Source organism: Acinetobacter pittii, from assembly GCF_034067285.1.
Taxonomy (GTDB): Bacteria; Pseudomonadota; Gammaproteobacteria; order Pseudomonadales; family Moraxellaceae; genus Acinetobacter; species Acinetobacter pittii_E.
In genome coordinates, this window is record NZ_CP139286.1 from 2,001,780 (window position 1) to 2,021,582 (window position 19,803).

Sequence of the window (19,803 nt, forward strand, 5' to 3'; positions counted from 1 at the left end):
GAGAGCTTTTTTAGAAAACTTATAACTTATTTTTTAGCTGCGCTAGCAGCAGTTGCTTCAGTGGTAATATTTACAGTAATCTTATCGCCTACATTCGGCACATAGTTACCTAAACCGAAGTCAGAACGCTTGAATGAAGTTGTAGCATTAAAGCCAATCGCTGGAACTTTCGCCATTGGGTGTTCGCCTTGCTTGTTTAAAACAGCGTCAAGTACAACAGGCTTAGTTACACCCTTAACAGTTAAGTCACCAGTAATTTTAAAGTGCTTTTTGTCTTTGGTTTCAACTTTAGTACTTTTAAAAGTAATGTTTGGATATTTAGCCGCATTAAACCAAGCTTCTGCTTGGAATTCTTTATCTAAAGCAGGCACGTTTGTATTTACGCTGCTTAAAGGAATAGTTACGTTTACAGACGAATTTGCTGGTTTAGCATTATCAACTTTAATTACACCTTGGATATCCGAGAAGTTAGCGCTTGGAGTAGAAAAACCAAAGTGATTCCATGAGAAAACAGTAGCTGTATGTGTTGGGTCAATTTTGTAGTCTACTGGTGCAGCTAAAGTAACTGAACTAGCCAATGCTACTGCCAAACCGAAGCTTAATGTTTTAAGATGCATTTTTCGTATCCCTTATTGATATAGTCGTTAGTGTATACATCAAGTAATTTAATTCACCATTCTTTATAAAACGATATGTTTCATCCATGCAACAATAAAAGCGTTACAGTTATTATTTAAAACTAATATTATAAAATAGCGGTACTGTCATACCGTGTTCGAATTCTAGAATTTCATTTTTACTTAAAATTTATTAATTCATAATAAGGTAAAACATGGCTAATACTGCTCAAGCACAAAGTACTTCTACCCCATATCGAGTAACTCTCACCGATCCTTCAGGTCATCAATGGTTTGCAGATGAACCAACTGATAAAGGTGGCCTAGATACTGCTCCAAACCCAGTTCAGATTTTATTATCTGCTTTAGGTGCTTGTACCACCATTACATTAGAAATGTATGCAAACCATAAAGGTATTAAGCTAGATCATGTTCAAGTGGATTTAGTATTAAACCCCAATGGTGAACCACAAGCAGGCCAAAATAATATCGAACGAAAAATCACACTCAAAGGTGAATTCACTGAAGATCAACACAAGCGCTTATTAAAAGTTGCCGAGAACTGCCCTATTCATAAATTATTAACCTCTCAGATTAATATCCAAACAGAACTTAGCATTTAAAGTTTTAAATAAAAAAAGCGCTCCACTAGGAGCGCTTTTCTACACTACTCTAATATTTAAGCAGTTAATTCTTTTACTGCTGCAACAACAGCTTCAGTTGTAATACCAAAGAATTGGAACAAATCTTTTGCTGGTGCAGATTCACCATAAGTTGTCATACCAATTACTTTGCCATCAAGACCAACAAACTTCCACCAGTAGTCAACATGAGCTGCTTCAACTGCCACACGCGCACGGATATGAGCTGGTAATACTGCTTCACGATATGCAGCATCTTGTTTCATAAATTCTTCTGCACATGGCATAGAAACTACACGCACACCTTCAAGTTGTGCATAAGCTTCCATTGCTAAAGAAATTTCAGAACCAGTTGCAATAATAATTGCCTTTAATTCACCTTTTTCTTGAGCAAGTACATAACCACCTTTTGCAGCGTTTTGAATTTGTTCTTCAGAACGTGTTTGGAATGGTAAGTTTTGACGAGAGAAAATAAGTGCTGTAGGACCGTCTTTGCGTTCTAAAGCAGATTTCCAAGCAATTGCAGTTTCTACAGTATCTGCAGGACGCCATGTATTTAAGTTAGGTGTACCGCGTAATGAAGCAATTTGTTCAATCGGTTGGTGAGTTGGGCCATCTTCACCTAGTCCAATTGAGTCATGTGTATAAACATGAATTACACGTTGTTTCATTAATGCAGACATACGTACTGCATTACGTGCATATTCCATAAACATTAAGAATGTTGCAACGTAAGGAACGAAACCACCATGTAATGCAACGCCATTAGCGATTGCAGTCATACCAAATTCACGTACGCCATAGTATACATAATTACCCGCTGGGTTTTCTTGAATACCTTGGCAACCTTTCCAAAGTGTTAAGTTAGAACCCGCTAAGTCAGCAGAACCACCTAACAATTCAGGTAATAAAGGACCAAATGCTTGTAATGTATTTTGGCTTGCTTTACGTGTTGCAATTGTCTCACCTTTCGCATTTGTTTCACGAATGAAAGCATCTGCTTGAGCTGCAAATTCTGCCGGTAAATCACCACTAATACGACGAAGTAACTCAGCTGCTTCAGTTGGATATTTTGCTTGATATTGTGCAAATACCGCATTCCAAGCTGCTTCAGACTCGCTACCTTTTGCTTTCGCATCCCATGCAGCATATATATCAGCAGGAATAGCAAATGCTTCTTCGTTCCAGCCTAATGCTTCACGAGTTAAAGTAATCTCATCTTTACCTAATGGCGCACCATGACAGTCTTCTTTACCTTGTTTATTTGGTGAACCTAAACCAATAATGGTTTTACACATAATGATTGTTGGTTTTTGAGTTTCAGCTTTTGCTTCGATTGTCGCTTGACGAATCGCATCAGCATCATGACCATCTACACGAAGAACTTGCCAACCATAGGCTTTGAAACGCTCTTCTGTATTATCACTGAACCAACCTTCTACTTCACCATCAATTGAAATACCATTATCATCATAATAAGCAATCAATTTACCAAGTTGTAATGTGCCAGCTAAAGAACATACTTCGTGAGAAATACCTTCCATTAAACAGCCATCACCTAAGAAACAGTAAGTGAAATGGTCAACAACTTTTAAATCATCTTTATTAAATTGAGCAGCCAATGTTTTTTCTGCTAAAGCAAAACCAACAGCATTAGCAATACCTTGACCTAAAGGACCAGTTGTCGTCTCTACACCCGGTGCATAACCATATTCAGGATGACCAGGAGTTCTAGAATGCAATTGACGGAACTGTTTTAAATCTTCAATTGAAAGATCATAACCTGTTAAATGAAGCAAAGCGTATTGCAACATTGACCCATGGCCATTTGATAAAACGAAACGGTCACGGTTTGCCCATTGTGGATTTGTTGGGTTGTGATTTAAAAACTCACGCCAGACGACGTCAGCAATATCTGCCATCCCCATTGGAGCACCTGGATGCCCTGAGTTTGCCTGTTGCACAGCATCCATTGCCAATACACGAATTGCATTTGCAATACGACGTTCGTTTAAAGGGGTCGTCATAGATCAGAATCCAATTTTAATAGATTGATGAAAAGAAGAAGATGAATAACCATTCAATGCCGCTATATTGTCTTAAAAAAAAGGCTTAGGGTAAACCCCAACAAGGTATATTTCTTTATTTTTAACCGTTTCTTGGTTACACAAAAAACATTTGAATCTTTAAGTTATATAAAACAATGCTCATTTCTCTGCAGAGTACTCAAATTTCAAAGTATTTCCCCTGTTAGTTTTTGATATATAGTTAAAATATTACCCTCATCTTGCATAAGCTGATCGTATTAGTTTTCTTTAAAGTCCAAATTTTCAGATAGCATCTTTTTATTGATTTACATGTCTAAAAAATACACTAGCAACAAGTTGTTAAAATATAAATACTTTAAATTATAACTCTCTATATCAATTTTACTAATACACTTATCAATTAAAACACACTATAAATGAAATAAATTCATGCTTTTTAGTCAGTATGAACTGGTCCTCAAGCTCAAGTCGATGTAACATATTATGTCTTTTGAAATAACCAAGATAGGACTTTCATGCGCGAGTACGCTGTTTTTACCTCGGAATCTGTAAGCGAAGGTCATCCCGATAAAATGGCCGACCAAATTAGCGACGCTATTTTGGATGCAATCTTAAAAGAAGACCCATACGCACGTGTTGCTTGTGAAACACTGGTAAAAACAGGCGCTGTTGTACTTGCAGGTGAAGTGACAACGACTGCTAATATTGATGTTGAAGCTGTTGTTCGTAATACTGTTAACGGTATTGGTTACCACCACTCTGATCTTGGCTTTGATGGATCAACGTGTGCTGTAATCAATATGATCGGTAAACAATCACCTGAAATTGCTCAAGGTGTAGACCGTCAAAAACCTGAAGATCAAGGTGCTGGTGACCAAGGTCTAATGTTCGGTTATGCAAGCCGTGAAACAGACGTGCTTATGCCTGCGCCGATTTCTTATGCTCACCGTTTAATGGAGCGTCAAGCTGAACTTCGCCGTTCAGGTGCACTTCCATGGTTACGTCCAGATGCAAAAAGCCAAGTTACTTTTGCATATGAAAATGGCAAGCCTGTACGTCTAGATGCTGTTGTTTTATCTACTCAGCACGATCCTGAAATTACTCAAAGCCAGCTTAAAGAAGCGGTTATTGAAGAAATTATCAAACCGATCATCCCTGCTGAAATGTTCCATGCAGCAACTAAATTCCATATTAACCCAACAGGTATGTTCGTAATTGGTGGACCTGTAGGTGACTGTGGTTTAACAGGTCGTAAAATTATTGTTGATACATACGGTGGTATGGCTCGTCACGGCGGTGGTGCTTTCTCTGGTAAAGACCCGTCTAAAGTTGACCGTTCTGCTGCTTATGCAGGTCGTTATGTTGCAAAAAATATTGTAGCTGCTGGTCTTGCTGACAAATGTGAAATTCAAGTGAGTTATGCCATTGGTGTAGCAGAACCTACTTCAATTTCAATTAATACCTTTGGTACAGCAAAAGTTTCTGATGAGTTGATTATTCAACTTGTACGTGACCACTTCGATTTAAGACCGTTTGGTATTACTCGTATGTTGAACCTTATTCAACCAATGTACAAACAAACTGCGGCTTATGGCCACTTTGGTCGTGAAGGTTCAGACTCTGCATTTACTTGGGAAAAAACTGATAAAGTTGATGCCCTTAAAGATGCTGCTGGTCTCTAATATGCCGTCATAAAAAAGCCCGCGATTGAGCGGGCTTTTTTATACTTAAAACTCTATGGTATGTAGGGTTTAGTCTTCTAGCAATCATCCTTGACGCCATATCATTTATAGCTGTAATCAAAGTTTATTGTCTTGTCGTTTTATCATCCTGATTTAATACATCAAGTAATGTTGACTGTGTAGGAGTATCTTGATGGTTTTGGATATAGATATGGACAACTTTAAATACAACGACAACCGCTAGACAAGCCATCACACAAAACATCCATAAGCCATAAGGACTTCGAATATGTTGTGAGCCACAGTATGGGCATGATTTATCTGTTGATGCCACAACTTTGTCGCAACACGCACAATGGTATTGATATAGCATAGGTAACCCTCCTTCCCTCATTTCAACCGTTGTTGTTTTAATAGGTTTGCTACATTTTTTAATTTATACATCCTTTATATTTATCCTATGTGAAATGAAAAGATAATTCAATCTAGATGAACAATTGAGTCAATTAAAAAATATTTCCTAAAAACAAAAACATAAGTTAAATATTATTTTTATAGGACTATTTTTCTTATTTTGATATTTTGTCTAATTTGTTAAAATAAGCGAATAATCTCACATTTGAGGCAAATGCATGTCACATACAAAGCTCATTAATAAAGGTGGCTTTCGCGAAAGAGCCAACCGAAGTCGAGGTTATCAACAATCAGAAAATAAGCAAACTGCCTTAGCTTCCAACAAATATCAACCTCCAACAAAACCACAAGAAGACCAAACTGAATTGGCTCAAAAAGATCTTAGCGGGACTGAAGAGTCTCTAAATAAATAATATATATCTACTTAAAATAAAAAAGGCCTAAACTCTGGAGGTTTAGGCCTTTAAATAAGGTAACTATTAGTCCTTATTTTTATGTTCAATTTTCTTATGATCTGGAGTAACTTCTCTAGCTTCACCATCAATAATGCTTGAATCACGGTATTGACCTTGACTATTGCCACCTTGTTGATTCTGCATATCTTGCATTTGGCGCATTAAATCAGCAAATGGGTTTTGTCCGCCCATATTACCGCCCATACCCCCCATCATTTTATCCATCATAGCTTGTTGGCGCTTTGCAAGAGTTTTCATTGCTATATTACGGAAAGCAGTTTGAACACCAGGGATCAGAATTAAAACAGCTAACACATCAGAAACAAGACCTGGCAACATTAATAAGAAACCTGCAAAAGCATAAGCAAGTTTTTTAGTTACTGCCGGATCATTACCAAGCTGGCCTGTCATCTGCATTTGTTGTAATTGAGGCATGATACCAGCAGTACTTCTGCGAATAAGCCCCAAACCAATAAAGAAAGCAAAAATGAACCAAAAGAACACATACCATCCACTGATGAACTGTGCTACGCCAATCCATACGGCAATTTCAACAATCGCGCCCAGAACTACAATAAGAAGTAAATTCATGTAAAACTTTATCTATCTCAAAAAGAAAATTCATTGCAGTTTTATTTGCCCCAACCCTATCGAATCAGCCAGAGTCTGCAATACTAGAGTACATTTGATTTTAACTCGATAAAAACAAACATGCTTTATTATTAATGAGTGCTCTATCTGGTTTATCAAGTGCGACTTTTATCAGATTTTAATTTTTTTACTCTATTTAAACAGTATAGCTCTCTCACAATCAGTTTTTAGTCAAATAAAAAGTCTTAGCTTTTTTGAATATGTATGGCTTTTAAAGGATTAAAAATGATATTTAAGTGACGACTCACGCAAATAGCTTACACTTTCTCTATCTAAAAGCACCGCTATTCAAGTTAAATTAAAGAATAATACTTTTAAACCAACATAGCCTTATGATTAAACAAGCTCTTTTCTTTGCCATTAGTACCATATTTTTGTCAGCATGTTCTTTCAATACAGTACAACAGCAGCAAATACACGCTATTTCTACTCATCAAAATTCAAAAGAAATAAAATCTCTGTTTGATCAAGCACAGACCACAGGTGTTTTGGTTATTAAGCGCGGAAATACAGAGGAACTTTATGGCAATGATCTAAAAAGGGCATCAACCGAATATGTCCCTGCATCTACCTTTAAAATGCTAAATGCTTTAATTGGTCTTGAACATCATAAAGCAACAACAACTGAAGTGTTTAAATGGGATGGACAAAAGCGTTTATTTCCTGATTGGGAAAAGGATATGACTCTAGGTGATGCCATGAAAGCTTCTGCTATTCCTGTGTATCAAGAACTAGCTCGACGAATTGGCCTTGATCTTATGTCCAAAGAGGTCAAGCGTATTGGCTTCGGTAATGCTGATATTGGTTCAAAAGTAGATGATTTTTGGCTTGTAGGTCCACTCAAAATTACGCCTCAACAGGAAACACAGTTTGCTTATGAATTAGCACATAAAACTCTTCCCTTTAGCAAAAATGTACAAGAACAAGTTCAATCTATGGTGTTCGTAGAAGAAAAAAACGGACGTAAAATTTACGCTAAAAGCGGTTGGGGATGGGATGTGGAGCCTCAAGTGGGCTGGTTAACAGGCTGGGTCGTTCAACCACAAGGAGAAATTGTAGCGTTCTCACTCAATTTAGAAATGAAAAAAGGAACACCTAGTTCTATTCGAAAAGAAATTGCTTATAAAGGATTAGAACAGCTAGGTATTTTATAATTTGAACTTTATAGCCCAGCTTATACTCATCCTTATAAGCTGGGTTATTTTAAAACTTGAAATTTGAAAACCTTATTATTTATCCGTCAACTGGCGTATGTGGTGTATTTAAATTTAACTGATAAAAAGCAGCATCTAACCATTGGCCAAATTTAAAACCTACTTGCTTAAAAGTACCTGCATGGATAAAGCCCATTTTTTCATGTAAACCGATACTCGCTTGGTTGGTTGCATCGATACAACCTATCAATACATGTAGATCGGCCTCTTGAGCGCGCTTAATCAATTCTTGCATTAGAATTTTGCTTAATCCGCTGCCACGATGTTCATGATGAATATAAATACTATGTTCAACAGTATATTTATAGGCAGGAAAAGCTCTAAAGGTTCCCCAACTCGCAAAACCCAATAACTTGCTTGTCTCATCCACAATACCAATCACTGGAAAACCATGTTCTCTTTTGACTGAAAACCATGTTTTCATTGAATCAATTGAGCGCGGTACATAATCATACAGTGCTGTAGAGTTAATAATTGCCTCATTCAGTATCTCTAATATAGCCGCTGCATGTTCTGCTTCATTACAATCAATTAAACGAAAATTAGAATTGAGGGAATAGATCATAAAGATTCCTTAACGGCAGATATGAGTTGACTAGAGACGACTAAGATATAGCGAGCGACTTGAGCTGAATTATTAATGTATATAACAGGTTGGTTGAGTTGCATTGCTAAGCAATCCCCTTTGCTTAAGGCATAACAAGCTTCACCTAATTGAATATCAATTTGCCCTTCAACCACCCAAAGCTGTTGCTGTACAACATTAGAGGTTTCGTTAATTTCATAAGTAATTCGGGCATGAGCTGGAAATTCAATTTCAACAATTTGAAATGGAGACTTCCAATTTGGAGGAGAGACTTGACGGCGAATATATCCTGTTTCAGGGTCTTTCCATTCTGATTGTTGAATACGTCGAACTATAGGTTGTGGTGACTGATTATTTTGTGAAGTGGCGAATAGCTGAGTTAAAGGAACCTCTAAACCATTTGCCAGTTTTTCAAGGACAACCGCTGTTGGACTTGCCTCACCTCTTTCAATGAGTGAAATTGCAGAACGGCTTACCTGACATCGGGTAGCAAGAACATCTAGCGTATATCCACGCGCTAGACGTAGTTCACGTACTTGCTGCGCAATGCGTATATTAATATCTTCCATCTAGCACAGACGCAAACTCCAAAATTATAGATAAGTATTCCATTAAAATAGAAATACATCAAATGATTTTAAACAATATAGATGGGTAAGATAAAAACCGAAAAATAACCATTCATCACGGCTTTCTTTAAATTACTCATGCATAACCGTTTTGGCTATGTAACAATACTCTTTAAATTACTTATATAAGTCTTCACATGGCATTGATTATTGGAATTGACCCAGGTTCACGCTTAACAGGTTATGGAATCATTGAAAAAGATGGTAGCAAACTGCGTTTTGTTGATGCTGGTACAATTCGAACAGAAACTCAAGAAATGCCAGAACGCTTAAAACGTATTTTTGCTGGCGTTGAGCGCATTGTAAAATTTCATGGCCCTACTGAAGCTGCGGTTGAGCAAGTCTTTATGGCTCAAAATCCAGACTCTGCCTTAAAACTGGGGCAAGCTCGTGGTGCTGCCATAGCCGCATTAGTTAATTTAGATTTACAAGTTGCAGAATATACTGCACGTCAAATTAAACAATCTGTGGTTGGTTATGGCGCTGCCGATAAAGAGCAAGTTCAAATGATGGTCATGCGATTACTTAATTTGACGATTAAGCCTCAATCCGATGCAGCGGATGCCCTTGCTGCTGCCATTTGCCATGCTCATGCATCGGGAAGTATGAGTAAACTGTCAGTTTTAAATGCCTTAGGTGGTATGGCACGTGGTCGAAGCCGCTCTAGCAGTCGCAGACGTTAAAAATTTATTGGTTTACCACTTGAGTAATTGCCTGATTCATCTCAAAAGCCTGCAAGCCACGCATACCATTTTTAGCTAAAAAATCTCCTGCTTGGGCATGAAGGGTAACAATCTCATGTAACACAATATCTTGGTGGAACTGGGCTTTCAAGCTTGCAATCATTCCAGCTAACACATCACCCATTCCACCCGTTCCCATTCCAGCATTACCTTGTGTACAAATATACAAGTTATTCTCTAAAATTAGGCTACCTGCACCTTTAAGTACCCACTGGCCTGCATATTTTTGTTGTAATGCATAAATTGCAGCAATGCGGTCATTTTCAATTTGCGCTGTAGAAGAACCAAGTAAGGTAGCAGCTTCTCCCGGATGAGGCGTCGCATAAATATGCGCACCCAATTTTTCAGGTTGTTTTGCTAGAAACCACAAAGCATCAGCATCTAAAACAGTTTCTAGGTGTGTACTTTGATTTAACAAATTAAACCATTGCTGATAGATTTGGTTAGCCCACTCATCACGCCCTAACCCCATTCCAAAACATACTGCATCGACCTGAGATAAAATATCTTTAATATTGTTTTCATTTAAACTATTAATATCACGAAGCATAATATTAGGCGCCCGCGACAAAATAGCTTGATGATGATTACGATGACAAACCACCGTCACTTTTCCTGCACCCGCATAAAAGGCAGCTTCAGCAGCCATAATGACTGCTCCACCCATTTGCTCATGTCCACCAATCACTAAAATATGCCCGTAACTTCCCTTATGCCCGAATGCCATACGCTGAGGAAGTTTAATATTTGTGGGAGCCAAATAAGCCACAGGTTTCAACTCGTGGTCTATAGGAATTAGATTAATTAAATGAATTTTTCCTACATATTCTTTACCTAGTCCTGTGAATAATCCTGCTTTAAGCCCTAAAACGGTAAAGGTATGATCAGCTCTCACTGCGAAAGGTAAGACTTGTCCTGTATTTGCTTGTAAACCACTCGGTATATCAATCGAAATTTTTAGGCCTACTTGTTTATTAAACTTTTGAATCGCTTGTTGCCAATCACTATTTAATTCGCGATTTAACCCTATGCCAAATAACGCATCAATATGGCAATCGAATGTTCTTTCCACATCAAAGTTTGAATGAATTTGGACTTTCATTTCTTTAGCGAATTGCGCTGCACAATGTAAATCATTTGACTCGCCCAATTGAGCCGCAAATATTTCAACCTGAAATCCAGCTTGTTTAAGGTAACTTGCTATAAAGTAACCATCACCCGCGTTATTGCCCTGTCCACACCAAACAGCAATATTATTGATAGTCTGATCTTTAAAAAGTTCAATAAGCTGCTGAGCAATTGACCAAGCTGCCTGTTGCATTAAACCTAATGAAGAGTTTTGTGCAGCAAACCAACGCTGCTCCCATGCTCGAATATCATCGCTATGGTAAACTACCGCCTGCATATTATTATCCCCTTGCATTTTGGTTTATGACATCTTCCGACACATCACGCATTGCAGTGCAACAACTTGATCCGCATGAATTAAAAGCATGGATCAAAGCTCAAGCATTAGAATTAGGTTTTGCTGATTGTGTCATTGCCAAACCAGATGCTCAAGAGCAAATGCCACGTTTTTTGGAGTATCTAGAACGTGGTTATCATGCAGACATGACCTATTTAGAAGAAAATCTAGAAAAGCGAGCTGATCCAAAATTATTAGTTCCTGGCACAAAAAGTATTATTTGTGTCCGTATGAATTATCTTGTGGAATCTCCAAAACCACGATATGTACCTTTTGAACCAAACTCGGCCATTATCGCCCGTTATGCACGTGGCCGTGACTACCATAAAGTCATGCGTGGTAGATTGAAAACCTTAGCGACAAGGATTCGTGAAAAAGTCGGCGATTTTGAATCTCGTCCTTTTGCAGACTCGGCACCTATTTTTGAAAAATCATTAGCTGAAAGTGCTGGAATGGGTTGGACAGGCAAACATACTTTACTTATTCATAAAAAATCAGGGTCTTTTTTTGTATTAGGCGAGCTATTTACATCCCTTGACTTACCTTTTGATGAACCGGCAACAGCACATTGTGGTACTTGTAGCGCGTGTATCGATATTTGCCCGACACAAGCGATTGTCGAGCCTTATATGCTAGATGCCAGACGTTGTATTGCATACTTAACTATCGAATATAAAGGAATTATTGCTGAAGAATTACGTGCAGGAATTGGTAATCGAATTTTTGGTTGTGATGACTGTCAGTTAATCTGCCCATGGAATAGCTTTGCGAAAAAAGCTTCAATTACCGATTTCAACCCTAGGCATGGATTAGATCATATTAGTCTGCTTGATATCTGGCAGTGGGATGAAGCCACTTTTTTAGCCAATACAGAAGGTAGCCCTATCCGCCGGACAGGTTATCAATCATTTAAACGTAATATTGCCATCGGTTTAGGCAATGCACCTTATTCAAAAGAAATTGTAGATCAGCTACAAAATGGCAAGAATTTACATGACGAAATTGTCAATGTGCATATTGATTGGGCAATTGAACAACAACTCAGCCAAGTTCAGTCATCAAATTAAAAAAATGATGTTTTTTGCCCTATAGCTTTAATACGAATTCTGTATGATTATGTGTAGTGAATTAATGCCATCATCATGGATATGACAATGACTCTACGTAATGATTGGAATCGTGAAGAAATCCAAGCTTTATATGAACAACCTTTTTTGGATTTAGTTTTCAAGGCTCAGCAAGTACATCGTGAGCACTTCACTGCCAATTCGATTCAGGTCAGTACCCTTTTATCTATTAAAACGGGTAAATGTCCTGAAGATTGCAAATACTGCTCACAATCGGCACATTACGAATCAAAATTAGAAGCAGAAAAACGTATTGCTGTTGAAAAAGTGATTAGTGAAGCGAAAGCTGCCAAAGATTCAGGTTCTTCACGTTTTTGTATGGGTGCTGCTTGGCGTAACCCACATGAGCGCGATATGCCTTATGTTTTAGAAATGGTACGCGAAGTTAAAGCATTGGGTATGGAAACCTGTATGACTTTAGGTATGCTTAACCAATCCCAAGCAGAACGCCTAAAAGTTGCTGGTTTAGATTATTACAACCATAATCTAGATACATCTCGCGAGTATTATTCTCACATCATTAGTACCCGTACTTTTGATGATCGTTTAAATACACTTGATTATGTTCGTCAAGCTGGTATGAAAGTTTGTAGTGGCGGTATTGTAGGTTTAGGCGAAAGTCGTGAAGACCGAATTGGTTTATTACATGAACTCGCTACCCTACCAATTCACCCTGAATCTGTGCCAATCAACATGCTTGTTCCTATTGAAGGAACGCCTTTAGCCGATGTTGAAAAGCTTGATGTCATTGAATGGATCCGTACTATTGCTGTTGCACGTATTATCATGCCACATAGTTATATCCGTCTCTCTGCAGGGCGCGAATCATTAAGTGATTCAGACCAAGCCTTAGCATTTATGGCTGGTGCAAACTCGTTATTCTCTGGCGATAAATTACTGACCACACCAAATGCTGGTGAAGGTAAAGACCAAGCTTTATTTAATAAATTAGGTTTAACTGCTGAAAAGCCAAAACCAACGGTTGCCGATTTATCAGTAGATGCAATGAGTGCTTAACTTAACACTTAAAAATTTAAAAGCCCTGATCATTCAGGGCTTTTTTCATTTATATAGAAGTTACTAATATCCCGTAAGTGGCATTCAGGAAAGTTCCGACTCGAATAATATCCCTGCCTGCCGCATGCGTTACTGTGAACTCTTGGCTCAATACATCAAAATTAAAAGAATCAAAAACATCTTGATGGTGTAAGAGCCAAGTTACTGTATCTGCTATATTATCATCCGCAATATAAGTTAAAGCTTTAAAGTCTTTACTCATAAATAACTCTTAAAAATAAATTTTATGAATTTTATATGAGTTCACTCTACCTTAAAAGAAAATCTAAGCTGCTTTAGGATTTACCAACGAACGCCCCGACAATAGACTTGCCAAAGCTTGAGGTGAAAATTCTAAAGAAAGCACATGATTTTTGAGATTGACTGAATGCTTACTGATTAGTGGAAGTAAGCCATCTTCTGTTTCAAAGACATATTCATCTGCAATATTTAAAATACCTTCAAGGTTCGTCGTACTCGAAGCAAGATCATGACTAAAGATGTCATAAATCGTTTGCAAGTTAAAGGTTGTTTGCTGTTCCGTCGGATGCTTAATGAGATAATCCTTTAAAAATAAAACTAATTTATGAGCAAAGAAAAAGTAATTAGGTTTATAGCTATACTTCATACTATTCATGGAACTGAACTCCAGATTATCTTTTATTAAATTACAACTAAAACAGTAGGAATTGAATCTTAAAAAATTCTTAAAAAAATAAATTATTTCACAAGTTAAATAAAAAATAAATTTAATATTTAAAAACAACCACTTAACAACATATTTAGAAATTTTATAATAAAAAATATTTTAAATTTAAATTAATTTATTAAAATACAAACACTTAAATATTTTAAGTTTTTAATTTTATTTTAATGAAATAGTAGGTAATTATTTTACCAAATGATAAAAAATATCTCACCCATTCGCTCTTAATAAAAATTAATTGATCAAAATATATATAAATATAATGTTTTTCTTGTTTTTTGATTGAAAAATGATATATTTCCTTCGCCTTACTTAATCAGAATAAACTTACTGAAAAGTAATGGATTTTATTTTAAAGGGCTATTCTGGGGATTTTATGAAAAAATTTATTTTTATGGCGGCTGTTTCTCTCTTAAATATAGCAAATGCACAAGCTGCAGATGGCACAATTACTATTAATGGTCTTGTTACGGATAATACTTGTACTATTGATACTGGAGATAAAAATTTAACAATCAATTTACCTACCGTTTCATCTCAAACCTTAAAGAATGCAGGTGATGTGGCTGGTCGTACGCCTTTTCAAATTAACTTAACGAACTGTGCCGCTGCAGGTAAGGTTGCAACTTATTTTGAACCCGGTGCTACCGTTGACTTTAATACGGGTCGGTTATTAAACCAAGCCACCTCTGGTGCAGCAACAAATGTGAATATTCAATTACTTGGCAGTAATAATGCTGTCATTCCTGTACTTGCTACAAGCACCAATGAAACACAGACTAATTCACAATGGGTAAATGTTTCAGCAGGTGGTAGTGCTGACCTTAACTATTATGCTGAATATTATGCTACAGGTGCTTCTACTGCTGGTACGGTAACATCGCAAGTAAAATACACGATTATTTATCAATAAAATTAAAATTGAAGCTTCTATTCATGAATAGAAGCTATCTCCTACCTATTATTTATTATTGAGAATATGACTCATGCTTTTTCGTGGTCGTAAATTTTTTTGGGGATTAGTTTGCCTACAGGCAGTACTAACTACTACAGGTCATGCTGAAATTGTTTTACATGGTACACGTGTCATTTATCCTTCAAATGCACGTGAAATCACATTACAACTGAGTAATAACGGTACTGCCCCGTCTCTTGTCCAAGCATGGATTGATGATGGAAATGCCAAGTCAACACCAGATGAAGCAAATGTCCCCTTCATTATTACACCACCGATTTCGCGGGTAGAAGCAACTAAGGGACAAACCTTAAGAATTACAGCTTTACCAACCTCATCTCAACTTAGCCAGCAACAAGAATCGATTTTTTGGCTTAATGTTTTAGATATACCTCCTAAACCAGAAGGGAAAACTCAACAAAAAGACCAAGCCACATCTACCTCTAATAATTTTTTGCAACTCGCTGTTCGCTCAAGAATTAAATTCTTTTATCGTCCTACAGACCTAAAAGAAAATGTTGATCAACTCAGTGACAAAGTCGAATGGAAAATAAATGATCAATATATTGCAATAAAAAATCCTACGCCGTTTTTCCTCACTATTACTTCAATTTTTCAAACAAGTGAAGGTCATAAAACAGACTTATTACAGCAAGGTATAATGATTGCCCCTTTTTCAGAGGATAAAATAAAAATAAAAAATAAAAACTTAGCAGATATGAGTTTTGTATATATCAATGATTACGGTGGACGAGTTGAGCACCAAATAAAGTTCTAACCTCACTGTATTACTTAAGAAAATTTAACTACCTATCATGAATAGGCTCTAAAACTATGTCTAAATGGTTTATACCTTATATATGTTTAAAAAGCCCTTTTACTTGTTACATCGTATCAAGTATTACGTTATTCATGTCTGTGGCTGCATATGCTGAAAATAATACTGATGTTTCACATTTCTCAAAAGCCGAATTTGATAGTAATTTCTTAGTCGGTAACGCACAAAAAATTGATATAGCTCGCTTCAAATACGGAAACCCGATCTTACCTGGTGAATACAGCTTAGATATCTATGTGAATGGTCAATGGCTAGGTAAACGGCGCATGCAATTTAATGCCCTAACTCCCAACACAAATGCTGAAACATGTTTTACAGAAGCCATGTTATTTGAATATGGTGTAAAAGCTGATGTTTTGATTCAAAAAGCTTCTACTTCATCGGCTTCGTGCAAAGCTCTCGCTTCATGGATAGATAATGCTTTTTATTTATTTGATAGTTCCCGTTTAAGACTTGATATTTCAATTCCGCAAGCAGTCTTAGAAAAAAATGCGCAGGGCTATATCGATCCACACTTGTGGGATCGCGGTATTAACGCGGCTTTTTTAACTTATAACGCAACAGCATATCGAATAGTGAATGAACAGCGTGAAAATACATATGCTTTTATGGGAACAAATCTTGGAGCGAATTTAGCAAGTTGGCAGTTTCGCCATAATGGACAATGGAAATGGCAAAGCCAGTCCAGCTCTCAATCCAATAATTCTTCTTATACATCAACAAATACATATGTACAAAAGGCCTTTCCCCAAATTCATGGTGTTGTGACCTTAGGAGATTATTTTACTAATAGTGATTTTATCGACTCCTTACCCTATCGCGGCGTAAATATTTCAAGTGATGACCGAATGCTTCCAAATAGTATGGTGGGTTATGCTCCAAGAATCCGAGGTTATGCAAAAACCAATGCAAAAGTCGAGGTTAGACAACAAGGTAATTTAATCTATCAGACAACAGTACCGCCTGGAAACTTTGAAATTAATGATCTCTATCCAACAGGATTTGGAGGCGAGCTACAAGTTTCGGTAATTGAATCTAATGGCGTAATTCAGAAATTCGCTATTCCCTATGCTTCTGTCATTGAAATGCTGCGCCCGCAAATGAGTCGATATTCATTCACTTTAGGACAATTTCGCGATTCAAACGTTAAATTAACTCCATGGTTAATACAGGGTAAATATCAACGAGGAATTAATAATTACCTCACGGCTTATAGTTCAGCTCAAGGGGCACAACAATATTTCTCTGTATTATTAGGTACAGCTTTTTCAACACCAATTGGAGCTATTTCTTTCGATGTCACTCACTCAAATGCCGAATTTGCTCAACAGCCTAAAATGGCGGGGCAAAGTTATCGTTTAAGTTACAGTAAGCTATTTTCTCCAACGCATACCAATTTAACATTAGCAACTTATCGTTATTCAACAGAAAACTATCTCAAATTGCGTGATGCAATTTTAATTCGAGACTTACAACAACAAAATATTGATAGTTTTTCAGTAGGCAAACAAAAAAGTGAATTCCAGCTTACTTTGAATCAAGCCCTTCCAAACCAGTGGGGAAATTTCTATTTAGTAGGCTCGTGGACAAATTATTGGAATCAATCTACTCCTAATAAGCAGTTCCAATTAGGTTATAGCAATCAATTTAAAGATTTAACTTATAGTTTATCTGCAATTAATAGCGAAATTACCCAAGCTGATGGGCGGGCTGGCCAAGATACTCGATACCTAGCGTCCCTATCCTTTCCATTAGATTTTAAAAAAACCTCTTTAAATTTGAATAGTGTTCTAAGTGAAGATAGCCAAATTTTAAACTTAAGCGGGTTTACAGGAAGTCGTTTGAACTACGGTGCATCAATTTCTAGTCAAGATCAGGGGCAAACGAATCTCAATATTAATGGTAACTATAAAACAAACTACACAACCATAGGCGCTTCAATAAGTTATGCAGATTCCTATCAACAAGAAATGCTTAACTTAAGTGGCAATCTCGTTGCACACTCCCAAGGACTACTATTTGGACCAGACCAAGCTCAAACAATGGTATTAGTTTACGCGCCAGATGCAACAGGAGCACAAGTCGGGAATACGCCAGGACTAAGCATTAATAAAAAAGGGTATGCCGTTATTCCGTATGTTACACCCTACCGTATGAATGATATTAGCCTTGACCCGCAGAATATGTCTACACAAGTTGAGCTAGCTGAAAGTAGCTTACGTATCGCACCTTATGCAGGCTCAATCACTAAAGTTCAATTCTCAACAAAAAAAGGTTATGCACTTTTTATTAATACAACAACATTAGATGGTTCACATCTACCTTTTGCCGCACAGGTATATAACCAGAATAACGAAGTAATAGGCATTGTCGCACAAGGCAGTCGTATTTATTTAAGAACACCCTTAAGCCATGGCCGTTTATATGTGAAATGGGGAGATAAGAGTACAGAAAAATGCGAACTTGAATACGATATAACCGATCAAATAAAGCATAACAACCAACCAATTATTATGACAAAGGCAGTCTGTAAATGAATAATATTTTAAAAAAAATTGGATTTTTAGCGGTGAGTCTATTTGCTTATAACCATACAAATGCAAATTGTACTTTAAGTAAAGGATTTACCACTGTCGATATTCCAATGAACATTGGTAAAATCGTTGTAAAACCGACAGATCCTATAGGAACTATATTACAAAGGAATACTTTTTCGATCTCTCCAAATAACTCAAGTGCAACATGTAATCGTGCGAGTGATCAAATTATTGCAGCTCTCCCCTTAAACTATCCAATTAGTCCAATAGGTAATAATGTCTATGCAACCAATATTCCCGGTATTGGTATTCGTCTTTATCGTGAAGCTGCAGATGCTTCAGATTTTTCTGGATATTATCCATATAGACGTACATTAACACCCAATACAGCCTATACGCTTTCTCCAGGGTATTTTGTTATGGAATTAATTAAAACTGCGATGACAACAGGTTCAGGCGCCTTAGTAGCAGGCCGTTACAGTACTTATTATGTATCGGGGCAACAGAATCGCCCATTTCTAACCACTACCGTATTAAGTAATGCCCCTATTTTAATCGCATCCTCATCATGTGAAATTCAAAATGGTATAGATACCCCTGTGCAACTTCCTAATGTTATGAAGTCAGGTTTTAAAGCGATTGGTTCAACACAAGGTGAACAGAGTTTTAACTTATCCATTTTATGTAATGGCGGCGAAAATAACTCTGGTATAGCTACGAGCAACACGATCAGCTTAAGTTTTGATTATAACTCTGACCCCACCAATAATCAGGTCATTAATAATAGTGCTGCAAATTCAAACAAAGCCAATGGTGTGGGTGTAGAACTGCTATGGAATATGAATGGCGCTAAAAGCCCTATTCAAAAAACAGCCAAACAAAATATAGGCACGGTCAATTCTAACCAAACTATAGAATATGATATTCCCTTAACTGCTCGTTACTATCAAACAGCAACTAATGTGAGCGCAGGTATAGTTACCGCAACAGCAACGGTGACTATTCAATATGATTAATTCCCCCCTATACCATTTATTAAAAATAAAAAATTAAAGGTTGCTAAAAACTTAAATTTTTAACTTTTTAAAACTTTGTAGTTATATTAAAAAATTCCATAAAAAAATGCTCATAAGCGAAAATAGCAAATGAGCATTAGTGATAACCACTTAACCTGAAATACAAATTGTGGGAAATAGATCACAATTTGCCTGACTATAATTCCAAAATCTAGCTCAAAAATCAAGTCTTTTTTTTATTAAAAAGTTAAAAAAATAAAGTAACCCATTGTTTTAAATAAATTTAAAAAGTATATTTAATTTCAAAACAGCTATTCTATAGTGTTTCTAAAGAATTATCATTCTATTAATTAATAAAAACTTAATTTTAAGAAAATTTAAAAGATCCATTTTTAAGTAGATTAAAAATATTTAATATAATTT

General features: G+C 36.6%; 20 protein-coding genes. 11 read left to right on the forward strand and 9 right to left on the reverse strand.

Annotation, left to right across the window (positions count from 1 at the left end; translation table 11 throughout):
- Nucleotides 1-26 precede the first annotated feature (26 nt).
- Nucleotides 27-617 (reverse strand): YceI family protein, encoded by a 591-nt coding sequence (gene yceI / locus SOI81_RS09395; RefSeq protein ID WP_224991756.1) that lies wholly within the window; start codon nucleotides 615-617, stop codon nucleotides 27-29.
- A 215-nt stretch (nucleotides 618-832) separates the two neighbouring features.
- Between yceI and SOI81_RS09400 the strand changes: the two genes are divergently transcribed.
- Nucleotides 833-1,240 (forward strand): OsmC family protein, encoded by a 408-nt coding sequence (locus SOI81_RS09400; protein ID WP_239976077.1) that lies wholly within the window; start codon nucleotides 833-835, stop codon nucleotides 1,238-1,240.
- Nucleotides 1,241-1,296: 56 nt separating this feature from the next.
- Here the strand turns inward: SOI81_RS09400 and tkt are convergent, their stop codons facing one another.
- Complete coding sequence (tkt, locus tag SOI81_RS09405; RefSeq protein ID WP_239976078.1) at nucleotides 1,297-3,285, reverse strand: transketolase; 1,989 nt, start codon at nucleotides 3,283-3,285, stop codon at nucleotides 1,297-1,299.
- A gap of 536 nt (nucleotides 3,286-3,821) precedes the next feature.
- Between tkt and metK the strand changes: the two genes are divergently transcribed.
- Complete coding sequence (metK, locus tag SOI81_RS09410) at nucleotides 3,822-4,988, forward strand: methionine adenosyltransferase (protein ID WP_016141235.1); 1,167 nt, start codon at nucleotides 3,822-3,824, stop codon at nucleotides 4,986-4,988.
- A 124-nt stretch (nucleotides 4,989-5,112) separates the two neighbouring features.
- Here the strand turns inward: metK and SOI81_RS09415 are convergent, their stop codons facing one another.
- On the reverse strand, nucleotides 5,113-5,361 hold the full coding sequence (locus tag SOI81_RS09415; protein ID WP_002121448.1) for a hypothetical protein: 249 nt from the start codon (nucleotides 5,359-5,361) through the stop codon (nucleotides 5,113-5,115).
- A 259-nt stretch (nucleotides 5,362-5,620) separates the two neighbouring features.
- Between SOI81_RS09415 and SOI81_RS09420 the strand changes: the two genes are divergently transcribed.
- Nucleotides 5,621-5,815, forward strand: coding sequence for a hypothetical protein (locus SOI81_RS09420; protein ID WP_239968373.1), 195 nt, complete (start codon nucleotides 5,621-5,623; stop codon nucleotides 5,813-5,815).
- A gap of 66 nt (nucleotides 5,816-5,881) precedes the next feature.
- Here SOI81_RS09420 and fxsA read toward each other — a convergent pair whose 3' ends face one another.
- A complete protein-coding gene (gene fxsA, locus SOI81_RS09425; RefSeq protein WP_239968374.1) occupies nucleotides 5,882-6,448 on the reverse strand; it encodes an FxsA family protein in 567 nt (188 codons plus the stop codon).
- Nucleotides 6,449-6,840: 392 nt separating this feature from the next.
- On the opposite strand from fxsA, the gene blaOXA reads away from it, so the two are divergent.
- A complete protein-coding gene (gene blaOXA / locus SOI81_RS09430; protein WP_239968377.1) occupies nucleotides 6,841-7,662 on the forward strand; it encodes an OXA-213 family carbapenem-hydrolyzing class D beta-lactamase in 822 nt (273 codons plus the stop codon).
- Between the two features lie 79 nt (nucleotides 7,663-7,741).
- On the opposite strand, the gene yncA is transcribed toward blaOXA, so the two are convergent.
- Both yncA and SOI81_RS09440 read right to left on the reverse strand, forming a co-directional pair.
- Nucleotides 7,742-8,287 carry a GNAT family N-acetyltransferase gene (gene yncA / locus SOI81_RS09435; protein WP_239968378.1) on the reverse strand — a complete coding sequence of 182 codons (546 nt, stop codon included), beginning with the start codon at nucleotides 8,285-8,287 and terminating at the stop codon, nucleotides 7,742-7,744.
- On the reverse strand, nucleotides 8,284-8,877 hold the full coding sequence (locus SOI81_RS09440; RefSeq protein ID WP_238611153.1) for a helix-turn-helix domain-containing protein: 594 nt from the start codon (nucleotides 8,875-8,877) through the stop codon (nucleotides 8,284-8,286). Before SOI81_RS09440 ends, yncA begins: the two co-directional genes overlap by 4 nt.
- Before the next feature lie 197 nt (nucleotides 8,878-9,074).
- On the opposite strand from SOI81_RS09440, the gene ruvC reads away from it, so the two are divergent.
- Nucleotides 9,075-9,620 (forward strand): crossover junction endodeoxyribonuclease RuvC, encoded by a 546-nt coding sequence (gene ruvC / locus SOI81_RS09445; protein WP_002121356.1) that lies wholly within the window; start codon nucleotides 9,075-9,077, stop codon nucleotides 9,618-9,620.
- Nucleotides 9,621-9,624: 4 nt separating this feature from the next.
- Here ruvC and SOI81_RS09450 read toward each other — a convergent pair whose 3' ends face one another.
- Nucleotides 9,625-11,085 carry an NAD(P)H-hydrate dehydratase gene (locus SOI81_RS09450; protein WP_320540591.1) on the reverse strand — a complete coding sequence of 487 codons (1,461 nt, stop codon included), beginning with the start codon at nucleotides 11,083-11,085 and terminating at the stop codon, nucleotides 9,625-9,627.
- A gap of 26 nt (nucleotides 11,086-11,111) precedes the next feature.
- Here SOI81_RS09450 and queG point away from each other — a divergent pair, with 26 nt between their 5' ends.
- Both queG and bioB read left to right on the forward strand, forming a co-directional pair.
- A complete protein-coding gene (gene queG / locus SOI81_RS09455) occupies nucleotides 11,112-12,212 on the forward strand; it encodes a tRNA epoxyqueuosine(34) reductase QueG (protein WP_320540592.1) in 1,101 nt (366 codons plus the stop codon).
- Between the two features lie 87 nt (nucleotides 12,213-12,299).
- A complete protein-coding gene (bioB, locus tag SOI81_RS09460) occupies nucleotides 12,300-13,289 on the forward strand; it encodes a biotin synthase BioB (protein WP_005069622.1) in 990 nt (329 codons plus the stop codon).
- Nucleotides 13,290-13,338: 49 nt separating this feature from the next.
- Here bioB and SOI81_RS09465 read toward each other — a convergent pair whose 3' ends face one another.
- Together SOI81_RS09465 and SOI81_RS09470 are read right to left on the reverse strand one after the other, a co-directional pair.
- Complete coding sequence (locus SOI81_RS09465; RefSeq protein WP_125699525.1) at nucleotides 13,339-13,551, reverse strand: hypothetical protein; 213 nt, start codon at nucleotides 13,549-13,551, stop codon at nucleotides 13,339-13,341.
- 63 nt (nucleotides 13,552-13,614) lie between these two features.
- Nucleotides 13,615-13,965 (reverse strand): hypothetical protein, encoded by a 351-nt coding sequence (locus SOI81_RS09470; protein WP_016141244.1) that lies wholly within the window; start codon nucleotides 13,963-13,965, stop codon nucleotides 13,615-13,617.
- 409 nt (nucleotides 13,966-14,374) lie between these two features.
- Here SOI81_RS09470 and SOI81_RS09475 point away from each other — a divergent pair, with 409 nt between their 5' ends.
- The 4 genes from SOI81_RS09475 to papC all read left to right on the forward strand — a co-directional run bounded on the left by SOI81_RS09475 (nucleotide 14,375) and on the right by papC (nucleotide 19,380).
- On the forward strand, nucleotides 14,375-14,947 hold the full coding sequence (locus SOI81_RS09475) for a fimbrial protein (protein ID WP_032053753.1): 573 nt from the start codon (nucleotides 14,375-14,377) through the stop codon (nucleotides 14,945-14,947).
- Nucleotides 14,948-15,020: 73 nt separating this feature from the next.
- Nucleotides 15,021-15,767, forward strand: coding sequence for a molecular chaperone (mrkB, locus tag SOI81_RS09480; protein ID WP_320540593.1), 747 nt, complete (start codon nucleotides 15,021-15,023; stop codon nucleotides 15,765-15,767).
- 140 nt (nucleotides 15,768-15,907) lie between these two features.
- Nucleotides 15,908-18,364 carry a fimbria/pilus outer membrane usher protein gene (locus SOI81_RS09485; RefSeq protein WP_239977331.1) on the forward strand — a complete coding sequence of 819 codons (2,457 nt, stop codon included), beginning with the start codon at nucleotides 15,908-15,910 and terminating at the stop codon, nucleotides 18,362-18,364.
- Complete coding sequence (gene papC / locus SOI81_RS09490; protein ID WP_239977322.1) at nucleotides 18,361-19,380, forward strand: fimbrial protein; 1,020 nt, start codon at nucleotides 18,361-18,363, stop codon at nucleotides 19,378-19,380. The genes SOI81_RS09485 and papC overlap by 4 nt, the downstream gene beginning before the upstream one ends.
- Nucleotides 19,381-19,803: the final 423 nt, after the last annotated feature.